Consider the following 19,997-nt stretch of genomic DNA (forward strand, 5'->3'; position numbering starts at 1 on the left):
CACCTTTGTGGGAGCCATTCGACGCAATACCTTGGCGGTGCTGCGCCTCGAAGTGACTGCCGAATACACCTGCGGGGACTCAAGTGTTCTGCATACATGCGGGGTCTTGGAAGACGCCACCTGTGTTGCAGGTTTCGGCGGTCTGTCTTCGTAATACTCCAAAACGTGTGACAGAAAAAAGTACTTTGACGCTTTTTTGAAATTTATTTTTCAGAATGACCGATAGCACTTGGCGGACTGCCATCACCCGTTTACAGTCGGAAGTCCACCTGCAACGAATCCCCTTCCAAAATTGCCAAAAACCCAATGTTTACGGGGTTTTGTCATTTTCAGCGAAACGCATCCTGGCAATCCTCCCAGCCGATCCCGACAGGCGCCGTTTGCGCGACCAGCCACGGCAACGCCGTTTTCACTGCATCCTGTTTCGCATTGAAATTGATCACCCCGTGCCGCCACAGCAGCATCAAGGTCAGCACCCGTTGCGCACTCGGGTTGCCCTTGAGTTTGCCGGCACCGTCCTGGGCATCGATATCCCACAACGCTACCTGCAGCCCCTGAGTCTTGAAGAAGCCTTCGGCATCTGAACGGCGCTGGCCATCGGGTGGACGGAACAGGGGCACGTAGTTCTCCGGCAACTTGCTTTTGACCAGTTCGGCGCTGCGGCGCACCGAGTCCTGCCAGTCCTGCCAGTGGCTGTGAGAACGGAACTCCCAGCCTTGTACGCCGATGCACTGGCTCGAGTAGGTCGCTTGCAGGTTACTCACCGAATGCTCGGCCAAACGCGCCTGGATGTCCTTGCCGAGGACGAAGAACGTCCCGCTCAGGTTCGACTTGCGCAGGTACTCGGTGACCCAGGCGGTGTTATCCGGTACGGCGTTGGCGGCACTGTCGAAGGTCAGCAGAAACAGCCGGTCATGCATCCCGTCGCCGCTGCGCTCATAGTCGCCAAAATGATCGACTTCGCTGCTGGTTTGCGGGAACAAAGCGGCCTTGCGCAACTGTTCGTCCAGGTACTGGGTGTGGAACACACGGCTCGGCTCGGCCCACTTGATGTAGTAGCTGTCTGCGCCGACCTGGAATTTGGCAGCCTGCTCGCGCAAGGTGGGCATGTCCTCGACCAGAAAACAGAAGGAAGCATCCTGGTCGCAGCTCTGTTGGGCGAAGTTGTAGTTGGCCAGCAGCCGTTGCCACATGCGCTGGCGAACCCGGTTGACCGACTCCAGATTGATCGTGCGCAAGCCCAGACGCTGGGCCAGGGCGGATTCATCCAGCGCCTCGCTGGCCAACAGGACACTGGAAAACATGAGGATCTCGGCCCTCGACGCCACGTCGAACAGCGTCGGGTTACCGAGTTTTTCCGGCCAGGTGCTGCGATCGAGCGTCGCCACATCGCCCGGGGCCGCGATGGCGCCGAAGCTCAGTAGCCAGATCGAGATGAGAAAAGCGATACGCAATGGGATGTCTCCATAACAAAACCCGCGCGGCACTATATCCCGGGAAGATCAAAAGATCGCAGCCTACGGCAGCTCCTACGCGATCCGATTCCATTTTTGAGCCAACCCGGTCCCGTAGGAGTTGTCGAGCGAAGCGAGGCTGCGATCTTGTCCCATGGCACCACCGATCACCTATAGCCTCGATAGCTGGAGTCAACACCAACAACCCCCTAGAATCGCCGCCACGATTAAAGGAGACGACTTCATGCTGATGGTGATTTCACCCGCCAAGACCCTCGACTATGAAACACCGCCGGCGACCCAGCGCTTCACCCAGCCGCAGTACCTCGACCACTCCCAGGAGTTGATCCTGCAATTGCGCGAGCTGACGCCCGCGCAAATCAGCGAGTTGATGCACGTCTCCGACAAGATCGGCGGGCTCAACGCCGCGCGTTTCGGCAGCTGGACGCCCGCGTTCACCCCGGAAAACGCCAAGCAGGCGCTGCTGGCCTTCAAGGGCGATGTGTACACCGGCATGAATGCGCAAACCCTCAGCGAAGCCGATTTCGATTACGCCCAAAAACACCTGCGCATGCTCTCGGGCCTCTATGGCCTGCTGCGCCCGCTGGACCTGATGCAACCCTATCGCCTGGAAATGGGCACCAGGCTGGCCAACGCCCGGGGCAAGGATCTGTATGCCTTCTGGGGTACGCGCATCAGCGAATGGCTGAACGAAGCCCTGGTCGATCAAGGCGATGACGTGCTGCTCAACCTGGCGTCCAACGAGTACTTCTCGGCGGTCAAGCGCAATGCCTTGAACGCGCGCATCATCAATACCGAATTCAAGGACCTGAAGAACGGCCAGTACAAGATCATCAGCTTCTACGCGAAAAAGGCCCGCGGCTTGATGAGCCGCTTCGTCATCGAAGAACGCATCAACGACCCGGCCACCCTCAAGCAGTTCGACGCTCAAGGCTATCGCTACAGCGCCGAACAGTCCAAGCCGGACAATCTGGTGTTTCTGCGCGATCACGCACCAGAGTGATGCATCCGGTCGGCGCACGACCTCCACCACCCTAGTGCGCCGACCCTTGACTCACTTCAGCCTTCCCCGCCTTTTCGCCATTTTTATGGCGCCAGAAAAATACCAAGCGGTTTTCTAACTTTAGTTTCACTCGACTTCAATCATTTTTTTGCGTAGTGGCACTGACTTTTTTTAACAGTAGTGGCACAAAAATATCCCGCCCAATGATCCGCCTATATATAAAGGGCGAAACGGCAAGTGCTATCAGTTTGAGAGCAGTGCCATCTTTCTCAATATTTCAAGAAATTTCAGATTTCGCGATGAGCGGACTGGAACTATGTCCAAACGCGCCGCTCATACCACCGGTAACGATTCTCGCCGAGCGTGTACGAGATAACTTACGCAGATAAGCGATTCATGTAGCGAAGTTGTAATACAAACTTGCGCTGACTAATCACTGATTTGGACAACAGCAATCGGACAGGAGATAACGCGGTATGACTATCCCCTACAAGGCCACGACAGCGCCCCTATAAACGTGCTCACCCGAGCACCCAACCGCTTGATCCACGGGCTTTCGGCCTGACATCAAGCGTGCAAGGCCGTTGCACCTGCATCCTTCTGAAAGGAGGATCGGCTACATAACAGGGCAAATCATAACAACAAGGCCTAGTTGCGCACACCTTGAGTGCATTTATTTAGACACTCGTAACTTATATGCCAGCACAGGGCATTTTCGTGCCTGAAAGGCACACTTGCGAGTGCACTAAACACGCTGAACACCATTAACTCCGGCCATCTAATGGCTTGATGTATACAGGCTTGATAACAGAGAGGTAATTGCGATGCGCATCAGCATTTTTGGTTTGGGTTACGTCGGCGCAGTATGTGCCGGTTGCCTGTCTGCACGGGGCCATGACGTCGTTGGCGTCGATGTGGCCAAAGACAAGATCGATATGATCAATGCCGGCAAATCGCCGATCGTTGAACCGGGCCTGGGTGAACTTCTGGCCCAGGGCATCCAGACAGGTCGTCTGCGTGGCACCACCAACTTCGCCGAGGCGATTCGCGACACCGACCTGTCGATGATCTGCGTGGGCACGCCGAGCAAGAAGAACGGCGACCTGGAGCTGAACTACATCGAGGCCGTGTGCCGCGAAATCGGTTTTGTCCTGCGTGACAAGACCACCCGCCACACCATCGTCGTACGCAGCACCGTGCTGCCGGGCACCGTGGCCAACGTGGTCATCCCGATTCTCGAAGACTGCTCCGGCAAGAAGGCCGGCGTTGATTTCGGCGTGGCCGTGAACCCTGAGTTCCTGCGCGAAAGCACCGCGATCGCCGACTACGACCAGCCGCCAATGACCGTCATCGGCGAATTCGACAAGGCGTCCGGCGACGTTCTGCAATCGCTGTACGAAGAGCTCGACGCACCGATCATCCGCAAGGACATCGCGGTCGCCGAGATGATCAAGTACACCTGCAACGTGTGGCACGCTACCAAGGTCACCTTCGCCAACGAAATCGGCAACATCGCCAAGGCGGTCGGCGTCGACGGCCGCGAAGTCATGGACGTGGTCTGCCAGGACAAGACCCTCAACCTGTCCCAGTACTACATGCGCCCAGGCTTCGCCTTCGGCGGCTCGTGCCTGCCAAAAGACGTGCGTGCCCTGACCTACCGCGCCGGTTCCCTGGACGTGGAAGCGCCGTTGCTCAACTCGCTGATGCGCAGCAACGAATCCCAGGTGCAGAACGCGTTCGACATCGTTTCCAGCCACGACAAACGCAAAGTCGCCCTGCTGGGCTTGAGCTTCAAGGCCGGCACCGACGACCTGCGCGAAAGCCCGCTGGTCGACCTGGCGGAAATGCTGATCGGCAAGGGCTATGACCTGAGCATCTACGACAGCAACGTCGAGTACGCCCGCGTTCACGGTGCGAACAAGGATTACATCGAGTCGAAGATCCCTCACGTCTCGTCCTTGCTGAACTCCGACTTCGACGCGGTGATCAACAACTCCGACGTGATCATCCTCGGCAACCGTGACGAGAAATTCCGCGCCCTGGTGCAGGACGTTCCACACGGCAAGCAGGTGATCGACCTGGTTGGTTTCATGTCCAAGGCCACCAGCACAACTGCCCGCACTGAAGGCATTTGCTGGTAACCACGGTTCCGTAGGAGCTGGCGAAGCCTGCGATCCTTTGGCGCCTTCACGGGCGCCAGGGATCCCTGGATCGCAGCCTGCGGCAGCTCCTACGGGCTGCTTTCTACGCCTGCCTAAACCCCATCGGGCCACCCCAAAGGCTCGCCCGAGATCGAGACGGATGCAGATTATGCACAGGCTAAAGCACGGCCTACTCCAGGCCGCCGGTTGGCTGTTCTACCTGAGTTTACTGATGGGCCTCGCCATGGCGTTGCCCGTGTCCACGTTCGACTCCGAGTCGAAGGACTTCATTTTCCTGATTGGCGCCGTGGGTATCTGGCGCTACTCGATGGGTGCCACGCACTTTGTGCGCGGCATGATTTTTCTGTACATCGTCTACCCGCACCTGCGGCGCAAAGTGCGCAAGCTGGGCAAAGCGGCTGACCCGTCCCACGTGTTCCTGATGGTCACCAGTTTCCGCATCGACGCCCTGACCACCGCGCAGGTCTACAGCTCGGTGATCCGCGAAGCCATCGACTGCGGCCTGCCGACCACCGTGGTCTGCTCCATCGTGGAAATGTCCGATGAGCTGCTGGTCAAAAGCCTGTGGAAACGGATGAACCCGCCGTCCCGGGTCAAGCTCGACTTCGTGCGTATTCCCGGCACCGGCAAGCGCGATGGCCTGGCCTACGGCTTCCGCGCCATCTCCCGGCACCTGCCGGATGATCGCGCCGTGGTCGCGGTGATCGATGGCGACACCGTGCTCGGCGAAGGCACGGTGCGCAAGACCGTGCCGTGGTTCCAGCTGTTCGGCAACGTCGGCGGCCTGACCACCAACGAGTTCTGCGAAGTGCGCGGCGGCTACATCATGAGCGAATGGCACAAGCTGCGTTTCGCCCAGCGTCACATCAACATGTGCTCGATGGCCCTGTCCAAGCGCGTGCTGACCATGACCGGGCGGATGTCGGTGTTCCGTGCCACCGTGGTCACCAACCCGGAGTTCATCGCCGACGTGGAAAGCGACTCGCTGCAACACTGGCGCCTGGGTCGTTTCAAGTTCCTTACCGGCGACGACAAGTCGAGCTGGTTCAGCCTGATGCGCCTGGGCTACGACACCTTCTACGTGCCCGACGCGGCGATCAACACCGTCGAGCATCCGCCGGAAAAGAGCTTCATCAAGGCCAGTCGCAAGCTGATGTTCCGCTGGTACGGCAACAACCTGCGGCAGAACTCCCGCGCCCTGGGCCTGGGGATCAAACGCCTCGGCGTGTTCACTTCGGTGGTGCTGTTCGACCAGCGCGTGTCGATGTGGACCTCGCTGCTGGGCCTGACCGTGGCGTTGATCGCCAGCTTCAAGTACGGCACCGCGTTCATCCTGGTGTACCTGCTGTGGATCGGCATCACCCGGTTCATCCTGACCTTGTTGCTGTCGTGCTCCGGACACCGGATCGGCCCGGCCTACCCGGCGATTCTCTATTACAACCAGATCGTCGGCGCGCTGGTGAAGATCTACGTGTTCTTCCGCCTCGACCAACAGTCCTGGACTCGCCAACCCACTTCTCTGACCCGTGATCTCGCCAGCTTTCAACGTTGGTTCAACACCTGGTCGTCTCGGACCATGACCTTCTCTGCCGGCAGCATTTTTGTCGCCGTGCTGCTGTTGATGGTCTGACCGAACTCGCCTGAATTAACTAGGAAAACGCCCCCTATGAATACCGCCGTCAACGCCAACGTAGTGCACGAATCCGAAGCCCAGCGCCAACACGCCCGAGTGAAAATCCCGGCCAAGTTGCGTTTCTTCGGCCCTGACCGGACGCCGGTCGAAGCCCGGGTGATCGACCTGTCCGCCGGTGGCCTGGCCTTCAACGCCGGTCAATTGCCGCTGAAGATGGGTGACGTGTACAAGGCCCGCCTGCAATTCGTCATCGACAACCTCGGCCTGGCCATGGACGTCGAGTTGCAGGTCCGCTCCTTCGACCGCGAGACCGGACGCGCCGGCTGCCAGTTCCAGAACCTGGAACCACGGGACATCTCGACCCTGCGCCACCTGATCACTTCGCACCTGGCGGGCGACATCGTCAGCGTGGGTGAAATGCTGGCGACCCTGCAGCGCGACAACTTCACCAAGGCGCGCAAGGTCAAGGACGGCGGCCACGGCATGTCCGCGTTCGGACGCCTGAAAGCCGTGACCTTCAGCCTGGGGATCTTCGTTGTCGGCGTGGCTGCATTCGGCTTTGTCTTCAAATCGGTGTACGGCATGTACTTCGTCAGTCACGCCCAGGCCGGCCTGGTCAGCGTGCCGGGCGTGAACATCACCATGCCCCGCGACGGCACCGTGCAGAGCCTGGTGAAAGCCGACGGCGTGGCCGCCAAGGGCGCACCGCTGGCGACCTTCAGCACCAGCATGCTCGACGTGCTCAAGGGCCATCTGGACGAAGACCAACTGCAACCGGCCAAGGTTGCAGAACTGTTCGGCAAGCAGATGACCGGCACCCTGACCTCGCCTTGCGACTGCACCGTGGCCCAGCAAATGGTCGCCAACGGTCAGTACGCCAGCAAAGGCGACGTGATCTTCCAACTGGTCCCGCGGGGCGGCGAAGCCAATGTTGAAGCGCGCTTCTCCTATCGCCAGTTCGGCGACGTGCGCCCGGGTACTTCGGTGCGCTTCCAGATCGCCGGCGAGGACAAGAGCCGCACCGGCAAGATCGTCAGCAGCACCAGCCTGAAAAGCGCCGACCTGTCTTCGGACATCCGCGTGCTGATCCAGCCGGACGAAACCCTGGACAGCTCCCTCGCCGGCCGCCCGGTGGAAGTGAACAGCGACCGTGGCCCGAACCTGAACTGGCTGATCGACAAAGCCATGGCTGTCGGTCTTTAAGTCGAGGACATGCCTGTGACTACTCCAACCCTCAACACGCCGCCGACCCTGTGGGAGCGAGCTTGCTCGCGATGGGATCGACGCGGTCTGTCTGATGCACCGAGTCGCCTGCTTCGCGAGCAGGCTCGCTCCCACACTGGGTATGCGTTGTGTGCACTGGCGCTGGCGGTCAGCCTCAGCGGCTGCGCCGGCCTGCCCGACCAGCGCCTGGCCAACGAAGCGCTCAAGCGTGGCGACACCACCACTGCCGCGGCGAACTACCGGCAACTGGCAGACCTGGGCTACAGCGAAGCGCAGGTCGGCCTGGCCGATATCCAGGTCGACAGCCGTGACCCGGCGCAGATGAAACAGGCCGAGGCGACTTACCGCGCTGCGGCCAGCGTTTCGCCGCGCGCCCAGGCACGCCTCGGTCGCCTGCTGGTGGCCAAGCCCGGCTCCACCGAAGCGGAACAACACGAAGCCGAAACCCTGTTGAAAAAAGCCGCTGCGGCAGGCGAAGGCAACACGCTGATCCCGTTGGCGATGCTGTACCTGCAATACCCGCACAGCTTCCCCAACGTGAACGCGCAGCAGCAGATCAGCCAATGGCGTGCCGAAAACAAACCGGAAGCGGGTCTGGCGCAGGTGCTGCTCTATCGCACCCAGGGCACCTACGACCAGCATCTGGATGACGTGGAAAAAATCTGCAAGGCCGCGCTCAACATCAGCGATATCTGCTACGTCGAACTGGCCACGGTCTATCAGAAACAGGCCAAGCCAGAGCAACAGGCCGAGCTGATCAAGCAGATGCAAGCGGCTCATGCCCTAGGCACCGTTTCGGCGCAGCGCGTCGACAGCGTCGCCCGCGTGCTCGCCGATGCGTCCCTGGGCAAGACTGACGAGAAAACCGCGCAGTCGCTGCTCGAACCGATCGCACCGGGTTACCCGGCGTCGTGGGTCACCCTCGCGCAATTGCTCTACGACTTCCCGGAACTCGGCGACGTCGACCAGATGATGAAGTACCTGGACAACGGTCGCGCCGCCGACCAGCCCCGCGCCGAGCTGTTGCTGGGCAAGCTCTACTTCGAAGGCAAACTGGTGCCGGCCGATGCCAAGGTCGCCGAAGCGCATTTCCAGAAAGCCGTCGGCCGCGAAGTCGCTGCCGATTACTACCTCGGCCAGATCTATCGCCGTGGCTACCTGGGCAAGGTCTATCCGCAGAAGGCCCTCGACCATCTGTTGACCGCTGCGCGCAACGGCCAGAACAGCGCCGACTTCGCCATTGCCCAACTGTTTTCCCAAGGCAAGGGCACCAAGCCTGATCCGCTGAACGCGTACGTCTTCAGCCAACTGGCCCTGGCCCAGAACACTCCGCAAGCCACCGAGCTTGCGCAAACAATCCAAACGCAATTGCCGCCCGACCGGTTGGCCGAAGCCCAACGCCTGTTGAAACAAGAACAGGCCGTGCGCGGTGCCCTGAGCCCGAACACGCCGGAACTGCATGCCCTGCAAGAAGAAGATGGCGAGGAATCCCAATGAAGTTGAATCCATTCATGAAGGCCGGCATCGGCCTGACATTCGCGCTGATCTGGTCTTGCCCGACGCTTGCTGCGATGACTGAAGAAACCAAGAACTTCGGCCTGGACGTGAAAATCACCGGCCAGTCCGAAGATGACCGCGACCTCGGCACCGCTCCCGGCGGCGACGTCAACGGCGTCGGCCTCGACCTGCGTCCATGGGTCTACGGCGAAAGTGGCGCGTGGAGCGCCTACGCCATGGGTCAGGCGGTGACGTCCACCGACATCATCGAGACCGACACCCTGCAACAATCCGATGGCGCCGAGAACACCGACAACGGTGATCGCGAGACCAAGAAAAACTACCTGGCCATGCGTGAGTTCTGGGTCGGCTACAGCGGCTTCACGCCTTACCCTGGCGAGATCCTGAAGCTCGGTCGCCAGCGCCTGCGCAACGACGACGGCCAGTGGCGCGACACCAACATCGAAGCCCTGAACTGGACCTTCGACACCACCCTGTTGCGCGCCAACGTCGGTATCGCCGAACGCTTCAGCGAGTACCGCACCGACCTCAAGGAGCTCGCGCCAGAGGACAAGGATCGCCTGCACGCTTACGCCGATGCGGCGTACCAGTGGACACCGGGCAACTGGGTCGGCATTCGCGGTCATCACACCCACGACGACGGCAAACTCGACTACGCACAACCGGGCGTGCCGAGCGATTCGCTGGACAAGAAACAGAACGGCGACATCAGCTGGCTCGGCCTCACCGCCGACAGCGACGCCTATAACTGGCGCAACACCAACACCGTCAACTACTGGGGCAGCATCACCGGCATGAGCGGCGACCGCGACACGGTCAACCCGCTGAACGCCGATGGCACCGCTCCCGCACAAGCCAAGCGCAGCGGCGATGTCGATGGCTGGGCCACCGACCTGGGTGTTCGCCTGCGCCTCGATCCGCAATGGCAAGTCGGTGCGGCCTACGCTCGCGCCAGCGAAGACTATGAACAGAACGGTCTGGAAAGTAACCGCTCGAACTACACCGGTACCCGCTCGCGCGTGCACCGTTTCGGCGAGGCCTTCCGTGGCGAAATGAACAACATGCAGAGCGCCACCCTGTTCGGTTCGTGGATGCTCAACGACGAATACGACGCCAGCCTGATCTACCACAAATTCTGGCGCGTCGACGGCAACAAGCCGGTCGGCAGCAACGGCATCGACGCCGTGCAGAACAACACCGACGACGTGACCGGCGCGATCCTCTCCAGCACGTCCTTGCCGCTGAACGATGGCGAGAAAGACCTCGGTCAGGAAATGGACCTGGTGGTGACCAAGTACTTCAAGCAAGGCTTGTTGCCGGCGTCGATGAGTCAGGCGATCGATGAGCCGTCGGCCCTGGTGCGCTTCCGTGGTGGCGTGTTCAAGCCAGGCGATGCGTACGGCAAGGAAGTCGATTCGTACATGCACCGCGCGTTCATCGACGTGATCTGGCGCTTCTGATGCACATTGCGAAGGGAGTCTCCCAGATGAATCATCCAGCCCGAAAAGGCTCGATCAGCCTGTTGGCCGGCGCGATGCTGCTGGCCAGTGCGACTGGCTTCGCCAATGTGGAGCCGGCCAATGTGGCACCGGCGAAGCCTGCGACCGTGGCCAAGGAGCTGCAACAGGCCAAGACCTACACCGTCAGCAGCGCACCGACCGCGCCGCTGGAACTGGCCACGCCGAAACTGCCGGACGTTTCCGGCTACACCGCTGAGGCCATCGCCGCGAAAATCGTGCGCAGCAAGGCCGGCAAGATCAGCGTGCGCCGGATGATGCAGGAAGACGCCCTGAAGGATTTCATCGGTGGCGACAACAAGATGGCCGAGTGGGTGGTGCGTCAGCACGGCATCCCTCAGGCGATCTTCGTCGACGACGGCTACATGAACCTCAAGGACCTGGCGAAGAAGCTGCCCAAGCAGTACTTCAGCGAAACCTCGCCAGGTGTGTTCCTCTCCCGGTTGCCGATCGTGGTCGGTCGTCACGGCATCCTGGAAATCGACAAGCAGACCCAGGAACTGCGCCTGTCCCAGGAGGCCGGTGCGTTCCTGGTCAACGACGGCCAGTTGTTCGTACGCGATACCAAGATCACTGGCTGGCGCGAGAAGGACAACGGCCCGGCGACGTTCAACTCGCCCAAGGAATTCCGTCCGTTCCTGCTGTCCTGGGGCGGCACCGAGACCTACATCGCCAACAGCAAGATCGCCAGTTTCGGCTATGCCAACAGTAAGTCCTACGGCGTGAGTATTTCCCAGTACACGCCAAACATGGCCAAGGTGCTCAAGCGTCCTGAGCCGACCGGCTGGATCGTCGGCTCCGAATTCTCGGACATGTGGTACGGCTTCTACTGCTATGAGACCCGCGACTTCGTGGTCAAGGGCAACACCTACAAAGACAACATCGTCTACGGCATTGACCCGCACGACCGTTCCCACGGTCTGATCATTGCCGACAACACGGTGTACGGGACCAAGAAGAAGCACGGGATCATTATTTCCCGTGAGGTCAACGACAGCTTCATCTTCAACAACCGCAGCTACGACAACAAGCTGTCAGGCCTGGTGATCGACCGTAACAGCGTCAACAACCTGATCGCCCACAACGAGATCTACCAGAACCACACCGACGGCATCACCCTCTACGAGAGTGCCGACAACCTGCTGTGGGGCAACAAAGTCGTCAGCAACCGCCGCCACGGCATCCGCATTCGTAACAGCGTGAACATTCGCCTGTACGAAAACGTCGCCATGGCCAACGGCCTGACCGGTGTCTACGGGCACATCAAGGACCTGAGCAACACCGACCGTGACATCAAGCTCGACCCGTTCGACGCCCAGGTGTCGCTGATCGTGGTCGGCGGTGAGCTGGCGGCCAACGGCAGCGGACCGCTGTCCATCGACTCGCCGTTGAGTGTCGAGTTGTATCGCGTGTCCATGCTCGCACCGACCAAATCCAGCGGCATCAGCTTCACCGGCATTCTTGGCGAGCGCCAGGATGAAATTCTCGACCTGCTGGTGCGCCAGCAGAAAGCCGTGCTGATCGACCCTGTCGAACGCCAGACCGAAATGCGGGACTGAGGATAATCTTATGCACCCACACTTGATCAAATTACTCAGCCTGTCGGCCCTGACCGCCGGCATTCTCGCGGCCAGCGGCGGCGCGCGTGCCGATGAGGTTGCCGGTAAAGTAAGCCCACCAAAATTCACAGCCGAACCCTGCTGCAGCCTGTGCCCGGCCGCCCACGACGCGAAGAACTACACCACCCGTTATCAGCAGAACTTCACCACGCTGGTACAGGCCCAGGGCGACTGGCTGTTCCGTACGCAAGAAGACTTGCGTACCGAGTTCGACACCACGCCCGCCGGCTACAAACGCATGAAACAACTGCACGATGCGTTCAAGAGCAAAGGCGTGGAACTGGTTGTCGTGTACCAGCCGACCCGTGGCCTGGTGAACCGCAACAAGCTCAACCCGGCGGAAAAAGCCAGCTTCGACTTCGACAAGGCGCTGAGGAACTACAAGTCCATGCTCGGTCGTTTCGCGCAGATGGGCTACGTCGTTCCGGACCTGTCGCCGCTCACCAACGAGTCGTTGCCCGACACCCTGCCCGCCCACGATTTCTACTTCCGTGGCGACCAGCACTGGACCCCGTACGGTGCCCAGCGCACGGCGAAAATCGTCGCCGAGAAGGTCAAGCAATTGCCCGAGTTCGCCGACATTCCCAAGCGCGAATTCGAGACCAAAAAGTCGGGGCGCATGGGCAAGACCGGAACCTTGCACAACATGGCCGGTCAACTCTGTGGCACCAGCTACGCGATCCAGTACATGGATCAGTTCACCACCGAGCCCAAGGGCGAAGCGGGCGATGGCGATCTGTTCGGCGAATCCGGTAACCCGCAAATCACCCTCGTGGGTACCTCCCACAGTGGCAAGAACTACAACTTCGCCGGTTTCCTCGAAGAGGCCATCGGCGCCGACATCCTCAACGTGGCGTTCCCCGGCGGTGGCCTGGAAGGTTCGATGCTGCAGTACCTGGGCAGCGACGAGTTCCAGAAGAACCCGCCGAAGATTCTCATCTGGGAATTCTCGCCGTTGTACCGCCTCGACCAGGAAACCATCTACCGCCAGATGATGGCGCTGCTGGACAATGGTTGCGAAGGCAAGGATGCACAGATGTCCGGCAGCGCCACGCTCAAGCCGGGCAAAAACGAGTTGATGGTCAACAGCAAGAACCTGGACCTGCGCAACGCTAGCCACCAGGTCGACATCCGCTTCGCCGACACGTCGGTGAAAACCCTGCAAGCCACCCTCTGGTACATGAACGGTCGCCACGAGGACATCAAGATCGACAAACCGGAAACCTCCGAGACTGACGGGCGTTTCGCCTTCGAGTTGCGCACGGACGAAGACTGGGCCTCGCAGAACCTGCTGGCCGTCGAAGTCCAGGGCCCGGAACAAGCGGGTGCCGCGCCACAGAAAGTCGAAGCGAAAATCTGCAAACGCAACGTATTCCCGGGCGCCGAACAGCGTACTGCTTCGGTCGGGCAATGAGGTCTGCTATGCACTATCCGAAATTTTCAACACTGTTGGCACCGACGCTCTTGAGCCTGGCGATGTTCGCCGGGGCCACGCAAGCGGCTGCGCCACTGCGTCCACCCCAGGGCTATTTTGCGCCTGTGGATAAATTCAAGACGGGCGACAAGAGCGAAGGCTGCGATGCAATGCCGACGCCGTACACCGGCTCGTTGCAATTTCGCAGCAAGTACGAAGGTTCGGACAAGGCCCGCGCGACCCTGAACGAGCAGTCGGAAAAAGCCTTCCGCGAAAGCACCGCCGACATCACCAAGATCGAGCGCGGCATCAGCAAGCGCGTGATGCAGTTCATGCGTGACGGCCGCCCGGAACAACTGGAATGCACGCTGAGCTGGCTGACGGCCTGGGCCCAGGCCGATGCCTTGATGTCCAAGGACTTCAACCACACCGGCAAGTCGATGCGCAAATGGGCGCTGGGCAGCATGGCTTCGGCGTATATCCGCCTGAAGTTTTCCGACTCCCACCCGCTGGCCACCCATCAGCAGCAAGCGCAGTTGATCGAAGCCTGGTTCAGCAAGATGGCCGACCAGGTGGTCAGCGACTGGGACAACCTGCCGCTCGACCAGACCAACAACCACTCGTACTGGGCCGCCTGGTCGGTGATGGCCACTTCCGTCGCCACCAACCGCCGCGACCTGTTCGACTGGGCGGTCAAGGAATACAAGGTCGGCGCCAACCAGGTCGACGCCGACGGCTACCTGCCCAACGAACTCAAGCGTCAGCAACGGGCCCTGGCCTACCACAACTACGCCCTGCCGCCGCTGGCGATGATCGCCAGTTTCGCCCAGGTCAACGGTGTGGACTTGCGTCAGGAAAACAATGGCGCACTCAAACGCCTGGGTGACCGGGTGCTGTCCGGGGTGAAAGACCCGGATGAGTTCGAGGAAAAGAACGGCAAGGAACAGGACATGACCGACCTGAAAGAGGACATGAAATTCGCCTGGCTCGAACCGTTCTGCTCGCTCTACACCTGCTCGCCCGAGGTGCTGGCGAAGAAGCACAAGATGCAACCGTTCAAGACCTTCCGCCTTGGCGGTGACCTGACCAAGGTCTACGACCCGGCCAATGAAAAGGGCAGCAAGGGTTCCTAGACCAGACACACCCCCCTGTAGGAGCTGCCGAAGGCTGCGATCTTTTGATCCTGCTTTTTAAAGATCAAGATCAAAAGATCGCAGCCTTCGGCAGCTCCTACAGGGTCGGTGTCGAAAGTAGGTTTTGTGAGTTAGCCCCCCGGATTTTTGTGGGGGGTTTGGGGGGGCCGTTGGCCCTTGACTGTTGGTTCAAACAAGGAGAGATCGGGATGGTTTTTTCGTCCAACGTGTTCCTGTTTTTGTTCTTGCCGATCTTCCTCGGCTTGTACTACCTGAGCGGGCAACGCTATCGCAATTTGCTGCTGCTGATTGCCAGTTACGTGTTCTACGCCTGGTGGCGTGTGGACTTCCTCGCGCTGTTCGCCGGCGTCACGCTGTGGAACTACTGGATCGGCCTGAAAGTCGGGGCCGCCGGGGTCAGGACCAAACCGGCACAGCGCTGGCTGCTGCTCGGCGTGGCTGTCGACCTGTGCATCCTCGGTTACTTCAAGTACGCCAACTTCGGCGTCGACAGCATCAACGCAATGATGACGTCGGTGGGCCTGGAGCCTTTCATCCTGACCCACGTACTGCTGCCGATCGGGATCTCGTTCTACGTCTTCGAGTCCATCAGCTACATCATCGATGTCTACCGTGGCGACACCCCGGCGACCCGCAACCTGATCGACTTCGCGGCGTTCGTGGCGATCTTCCCGCACCTGATCGCCGGCCCTGTGTTGCGTTTTCGCGACCTGGCCGATCAGTTCAACAACCGCACCCACACCCTCGACAAGTTCTCCGAGGGCTGCACGCGGTTCATGCAGGGTTTCATCAAGAAAGTCTTCATCGCCGACACCCTGGCGGTGGTGGCCGACCATTGCTTCGCCCTGCAAAACCCGACCACGGGCGATGCCTGGCTCGGCGCGCTGGCGTACACCGCGCAGCTGTATTTCGACTTCTCCGGTTACAGCGACATGGCCATCGGCCTGGGCCTGATGATGGGTTTCCGCTTCATGGAAAACTTCAAGCAGCCGTACATCAGCCAGTCGATCACCGAGTTCTGGCGGCGCTGGCACATCAGCCTGTCGACCTGGCTGCGTGACTACCTGTACATCACCCTCGGCGGTAACCGTAAGGGCACGCTGATGACCTATCGCAACCTGTTCCTGACCATGCTGCTGGGTGGTCTGTGGCACGGCGCGAACATCACCTACATCGTCTGGGGTGCGTGGCACGGCATGTGGCTGGCGATTGAAAAAGCCATCGGCTTGAACACCTCGCCACGCAGCATCAACCCGATCCGCTGGGCACTGACCTTCCTGCTGGTGGTGATGGGTTGGGTGATCTTCCGCGCGGAAAACCTGCACGTCGCCGGGCGCATGTACGGCGCGATGTTCAGCTTCGGCGACTGGTCGCTGTCGGAACTCAACCAGGCCAGCCTCACCGGTCTGCAAGTGGCGACCCTGATCGTGGCCTACGTAACCCTGGCGTTCTTCGGCCTGCGGGATTTCTACACCAATCAGCCTCCGGTCAAGACCAAACCCGCTGTGAACGTCGACTCTGATGGCCCGGCCGCTGCGACACCGGGAACCATCAAGGCCGTGCCTGGGGATAACCCGGCGAGCATCCACCAGCCTGGCTACACCGTCGGCGTCGAAGCCCAGGTGCAACCGGCCTACTGGACCGCTGACTGGTCGCGTTACGTAATGCGTGCGCTGGTGCTGCTGCTGTTCATCGCCTCGATTCTCAAACTCTCGGCGCAAAGCTTCTCGCCGTTCCTTTACTTCCAGTTCTGAGGGATCTGACCATGACCCGCTCATTACGCATCTTCTACATCGCGCTGTTCCTGGTGACCCTGCTGGTGCTCGGTCTGTGGTCGGTGCGCAGCTTCTTCGGCTTCAGCACCAACGCCGATGCGACGGTGCTCAACGGCCGCTGGAGCAAAGCCGTGGAAACGCACTACGACGACGAGTTCCCGATCAAGCGCCTGGGCACCAACCTCTGGGCCGCGCTGGATTTCAAACTGTTCAACGAAGGTCGTCCGGGCGTGGTGCTCGGTCGCGACCAGTGGTTGTACAGCGATGAAGAATTCCACCCGGTGGTCAACGAAGAGCTGAACCTGCAAGGCAACTACGCGCTGGTCGAAGGCGTACGCCAGACCTTGAAAGAGAAAGGCGTGCAACTGGTGATGGCGGTGGTGCCGGCCAAGGTGCGCCTGTACCCGGAACACCTCGGTGAAGTGAAACCGGCGAGCATCCACGCCAACCTCTACAAGGACTTCCACCAGCGCCTGGCCGCCGACCGGATTCCGGCCCCTGACCTGCTCGGCCCGCTGCAACAGGCCAAGCAGAATGGCCAGCAAGTGTTCCTGCGCACCGACACCCACTGGACCCCGCAAGGCGCCGAGATCGCCGCCAACCATCTGGCCAGGACCATCGCCGACAAGTACCCGCTGAGCGGCGAGCCGCAGCGTTTCGTCACTGAACCTGCGGAAACCATTACGCACAAGGGCGACCTGCGTCTGTTCCTGCCACTGGACCCGCTGTTCGAAAACCTGATGCCTAAACAGGAGCAATTGCAAAAGCGCAATACGGTCGCGGCTGAAGATCAGCCCGCCGGCGACGACGCGCTGTTCGCCAACACCGAAGTGCCGGTGGCCCTGATCGGCACCAGCTACAGCGCCAACCCCAGCTGGAATTTTGTGGGTGCGCTCAAGCAAGCGCTGAACAGCGACGTGGTCAATTACGCCGAAGACGGCCACGGCCCGATTCTGCCGATGCTCAGCTACCTCAAAAGTGACGCCTTCAAGAACAGCCCGCCACAGGTGCTGATCTGGGAGTTCCCTGAACGATATCTGCCTGTGAACAACGAAATCGGCGACGCCGACCCGCAGTGGGTCGCAGAGCTTAAACAAGCCGGCGCCCGCCAACAAAACGTAGCTGCAAACACTAAATCCGAGACGCCCGACCGGGCGCAAAACTGAAAGAGAGGTACACCATGACTTTCACTACAACTCCTCGTCGTCTCGCTAAAAGCTTTGCCCTGGTTGCCGGCCTCAGCGTGCTGTCGGTACAGGCATTCGCCGCAGGCGACGCCGCCCTGTATGGCCCGACCGCGCCGAAAGGCTCGACCTTCGTGCGCATCTACAACGCCAGCAACGCGGAAGTCAGCGCGACCGTCGGCAGCACCAACCTGAGCGACGTCGCGCCACTGGCGAGCAGTGATTTCAGCTTCATGCCGGGCGGCGACTACAGCGCCAAGGTCGGCAGCCAGAGCCTGCCGGTGAAACTGGCCGGCGACCACTATTACACCCTGGTCAACAACGCCAGTGGCGCACCGCAACTGATCGAAGAGCCGCCGTTCAAGAACAAGCAGAAGTCCCTGGTACGCGTGCAAAACCTCAGCGACAAGGCGCTGACCCTGAAGACCGCCGACGGCAAGACCGACGTGGTCCCGAACGTTGCGCCCAAGGGTCGCGGCGAGCGTGAAATCAACCCGGTGAAGGTCAGCCTGGCGCTGTATGACGGCACCACCAAAGTCGGCGACGTGAAGCCAGTGGCCCTGGAACGCGGTGAAGCCGCGGTGCTGTACGTCACCGGCAGCGGCAGCAGCCTGTCGCCGGTCTGGGTGAAGCGCCCGGTGTCGACGCGCTAAACGATTTGCCTGGCTGACGCCGCTCCCACACTGAATCGCAGCGTCAGCCGGGACACGGAACAAAAACAAGAGTGAAACGACAGAACGCAGTAGCTCTAACCAATCGATATTCAAGGAGTAACAACATGATTCCGGTGATCTTGTCAGGTGGTAGTGGCTCACGTCTTTGGCCGCTTTCCCGTAAACAATTCCCTAAGCAGTTCCTGGCCCTGACCGGCGAACACACCCTGTTCCAGCAAACCCTGGAACGCTTGGTGTTCGAAGGCATGGATTCGCCAATCGTGGTCTGCAACAAGGACCACCGCTTCATCGTCAACGAGCAATTGGCGGCCCGCAAGCTGGAGTCCCAGCGCATCCTGATGGAACCGTTCGGTCGCAACACCGCGCCGGCCGTGGCCCTGACTGCGATGATGCTGGTCAGTGAAGGTCGCGACGAGCTGATGCTGGTGCTGCCGGCCGACCACGTACTGGAAGACCAGAAAGCCCTGCAACGCGCCCTGGCCCTGGCCACCGTCGCCGCCGAAAACGGTGAAATGGTGCTGTTCGGCGTGCCGGCCACCAAGCCGGAAACCGGTTATGGCTACATCAAGTCGACCAACGACTCGCTGCTGCCTGAAGGCGTCAGCCGCGTCTCGCACTTCGTCGAAAAACCCGACGTGAAGCGCGCTACCGAGTTCGTCCAGTCCGGCGGTTACTTCTGGAACAGCGGCATGTTCCTGTTCCGCGCCAGCCGCTTCCTCGAAGAGCTGAAGAAGCACGATCCGGACATCTACGATACCTGCCTGCTGACCCTGGAACGCAGCCATCAGGATGCCGATACCATCACCTTCGACGAAGCCACCTTCGCCTGCTGCCCGGACAATTCCATCGACTACTCGGTGATGGAAAAAACCCAACGCGCCTGCGTCGTGCCGCTGACCGCGGGCTGGAGCGATGTCGGCTGCTGGTCGTCGCTGTGGGAAGTGAATGCCAAAGACGCCAACGGCAACGTCACCAAAGGCGACGTGGTGATCCAGGACAGCAAAAACTGCATGATCCACGGCAACGGCAAGCTGGTGTCGGTGATCGGCCTGGAAAACATCGTCGTGGTCGAAACCAAGGACGCCATGATGATCGCCCACAAGGACAAGGTCCAAGGCGTGAAGCAGATGGTCAACACCCTCAACGAACTGGGCCGCACTGAAACCCAGAACCACTGCGAAGTCTACCGTCCGTGGGGCTCCTACGACTCGGTGGACATGGGTGGCCGTTTCCAGGTCAAGCACATCTCGGTCAAACCGGGCGCGTGCCTGTCGCTGCAGATGCACCACCACCGCGCCGAGCACTGGATCGTGGTCAGCGGCACTGCCGAGGTGACCTGTGACGAGAACGTGTTCCTGCTGACCGAGAACCAGTCGACCTACATTCCGATCGCTTCGGTTCACCGTTTGCGCAACCCGGGCAAGATTCCGTTGGAGATCATCGAAGTTCAATCGGGCAGCTACCTGGGCGAAGACGATATCGAGCGGTTTGAAGATATCTACGGGCGCTCGACGCCGGTTGAGCGTGGCGTGGCGGTGAAAACCATCGCGCAGTAACGCTCAGTAAAACAAGAAGCCCTCGTCCAGCCTGCTGCGTTCCCTATCCGCAGCAGGCTGGGCGGGGGCTTTTTTTGCACTGGGTTTTT

At 60.5% G+C, this 19,997-nt stretch carries 14 protein-coding genes; 13 read left to right on the plus strand and 1 reads right to left on the minus strand.

Annotated features, from left to right (window positions below):
* Nucleotides 1-329: 329 nt before the first annotated feature.
* On the minus strand, nt 330-1,454 hold the full coding sequence (locus AC3IP0_RS23280) for a polysaccharide deacetylase family protein (protein ID WP_489317144.1): 1,125 nt from the start codon (nt 1,452-1,454) through the stop codon (nt 330-332).
* A gap of 244 nt (nt 1,455-1,698) precedes the next feature.
* Between AC3IP0_RS23280 and yaaA the strand changes: the two genes are divergently transcribed.
* The 13 genes from yaaA (at nt 1,699) to AC3IP0_RS23345 (ending at nt 19,908) form a co-directional block, all read left to right on the plus strand.
* Entirely contained in the window at nt 1,699-2,478 is a 780-nt protein-coding gene (gene yaaA / locus AC3IP0_RS23285) for a peroxide stress protein YaaA (protein WP_489317145.1), read from the plus strand.
* Nucleotides 2,479-3,302: 824 nt separating this feature from the next.
* A complete protein-coding gene (locus tag AC3IP0_RS23290) occupies nt 3,303-4,619 on the plus strand; it encodes a nucleotide sugar dehydrogenase (RefSeq protein ID WP_489317146.1) in 1,317 nt (438 codons plus the stop codon).
* A 169-nt stretch (nt 4,620-4,788) separates the two neighbouring features.
* Complete coding sequence (gene alg8 / locus AC3IP0_RS23295) at nt 4,789-6,270, plus strand: mannuronan synthase (protein ID WP_489326012.1); 1,482 nt, start codon at nt 4,789-4,791, stop codon at nt 6,268-6,270.
* A 36-nt stretch (nt 6,271-6,306) separates the two neighbouring features.
* Nucleotides 6,307-7,476 (plus strand): PilZ domain-containing protein, encoded by a 1,170-nt coding sequence (locus tag AC3IP0_RS23300; RefSeq protein WP_489317148.1) that lies wholly within the window; start codon nt 6,307-6,309, stop codon nt 7,474-7,476.
* A gap of 15 nt (nt 7,477-7,491) precedes the next feature.
* Nucleotides 7,492-8,994, plus strand: a complete 1,503-nt coding sequence (algK, locus tag AC3IP0_RS23305) for an alginate biosynthesis TPR repeat lipoprotein AlgK (protein WP_489317149.1) — start codon at nt 7,492-7,494, stop codon at nt 8,992-8,994.
* Nucleotides 8,991-10,475 carry an alginate export family protein gene (locus AC3IP0_RS23310; protein ID WP_489326013.1) on the plus strand — a complete coding sequence of 495 codons (1,485 nt, stop codon included), beginning with the start codon at nt 8,991-8,993 and terminating at the stop codon, nt 10,473-10,475. The genes algK and AC3IP0_RS23310 overlap by 4 nt, the downstream gene beginning before the upstream one ends.
* Before the next feature lie 26 nt (nt 10,476-10,501).
* Nucleotides 10,502-12,091: a mannuronan 5-epimerase AlgG gene (gene algG / locus AC3IP0_RS23315; RefSeq protein WP_489317151.1), complete on the plus strand. Its 1,590-nt coding sequence runs from the start codon at nt 10,502-10,504 to the stop codon at nt 12,089-12,091.
* Nucleotides 12,092-12,101: 10 nt separating this feature from the next.
* Nucleotides 12,102-13,565 (plus strand): alginate O-acetyltransferase, encoded by a 1,464-nt coding sequence (locus AC3IP0_RS23320; RefSeq protein ID WP_489326015.1) that lies wholly within the window; start codon nt 12,102-12,104, stop codon nt 13,563-13,565.
* A gap of 8 nt (nt 13,566-13,573) precedes the next feature.
* Complete coding sequence (locus AC3IP0_RS23325) at nt 13,574-14,698, plus strand: mannuronate-specific alginate lyase (RefSeq protein WP_489317153.1); 1,125 nt, start codon at nt 13,574-13,576, stop codon at nt 14,696-14,698.
* 209 nt (nt 14,699-14,907) lie between these two features.
* Entirely contained in the window at nt 14,908-16,473 is a 1,566-nt protein-coding gene (locus tag AC3IP0_RS23330; RefSeq protein ID WP_489326017.1) for an MBOAT family O-acyltransferase, read from the plus strand.
* An 11-nt stretch (nt 16,474-16,484) separates the two neighbouring features.
* The gene (locus AC3IP0_RS23335; RefSeq protein WP_489317154.1) at nt 16,485-17,660 is read left to right on the plus strand and encodes an alginate O-acetyltransferase; all 1,176 of its coding nucleotides are present in this window, start codon (nt 16,485-16,487) and stop codon (nt 17,658-17,660) included.
* A gap of 14 nt (nt 17,661-17,674) precedes the next feature.
* Nucleotides 17,675-18,331 carry an alginate O-acetyltransferase AlgF gene (locus AC3IP0_RS23340; RefSeq protein WP_489317155.1) on the plus strand — a complete coding sequence of 219 codons (657 nt, stop codon included), beginning with the start codon at nt 17,675-17,677 and terminating at the stop codon, nt 18,329-18,331.
* A 125-nt stretch (nt 18,332-18,456) separates the two neighbouring features.
* Nucleotides 18,457-19,908, plus strand: coding sequence for a mannose-1-phosphate guanylyltransferase/mannose-6-phosphate isomerase (locus AC3IP0_RS23345; RefSeq protein WP_489317156.1), 1,452 nt, complete (start codon nt 18,457-18,459; stop codon nt 19,906-19,908).
* The last annotated feature ends 89 nt before the right edge of the window (nt 19,909-19,997 follow it).

Source organism: Pseudomonas sp. GL_103, from assembly GCF_057835175.1.

Bases quoted from the DNA above. Each gene is read 5' to 3' on its own strand.
- alg8 (WP_489326012.1), top strand. From the start codon at position 4,789: ATGCACAGGCTAAAGCACGGCCTACTCCAGGCCGCCGGTTGGCTGTTC.
- AC3IP0_RS23310 (WP_489326013.1), top strand. From the start codon at position 8,991: ATGAAGTTGAATCCATTCATGAAGGCCGGCATCGGCCTGACATTCGCG.
- AC3IP0_RS23330 (WP_489326017.1), top strand. From the start codon at position 14,908: ATGGTTTTTTCGTCCAACGTGTTCCTGTTTTTGTTCTTGCCGATCTTC.
- algG (WP_489317151.1), top strand. From the start codon at position 10,502: ATGAATCATCCAGCCCGAAAAGGCTCGATCAGCCTGTTGGCCGGCGCG.
- AC3IP0_RS23325 (WP_489317153.1), top strand. From the start codon at position 13,574: ATGCACTATCCGAAATTTTCAACACTGTTGGCACCGACGCTCTTGAGC.
- AC3IP0_RS23340 (WP_489317155.1), top strand. From the start codon at position 17,675: ATGACTTTCACTACAACTCCTCGTCGTCTCGCTAAAAGCTTTGCCCTG.
- AC3IP0_RS23300 (WP_489317148.1), top strand. From the start codon at position 6,307: ATGAATACCGCCGTCAACGCCAACGTAGTGCACGAATCCGAAGCCCAG.
- AC3IP0_RS23320 (WP_489326015.1), top strand. From the start codon at position 12,102: ATGCACCCACACTTGATCAAATTACTCAGCCTGTCGGCCCTGACCGCC.
- yaaA (WP_489317145.1), top strand. From the start codon at position 1,699: ATGCTGATGGTGATTTCACCCGCCAAGACCCTCGACTATGAAACACCG.
- AC3IP0_RS23345 (WP_489317156.1), top strand. From the start codon at position 18,457: ATGATTCCGGTGATCTTGTCAGGTGGTAGTGGCTCACGTCTTTGGCCG.
- AC3IP0_RS23335 (WP_489317154.1), top strand. From the start codon at position 16,485: ATGACCCGCTCATTACGCATCTTCTACATCGCGCTGTTCCTGGTGACC.
- AC3IP0_RS23290 (WP_489317146.1), top strand. From the start codon at position 3,303: ATGCGCATCAGCATTTTTGGTTTGGGTTACGTCGGCGCAGTATGTGCC.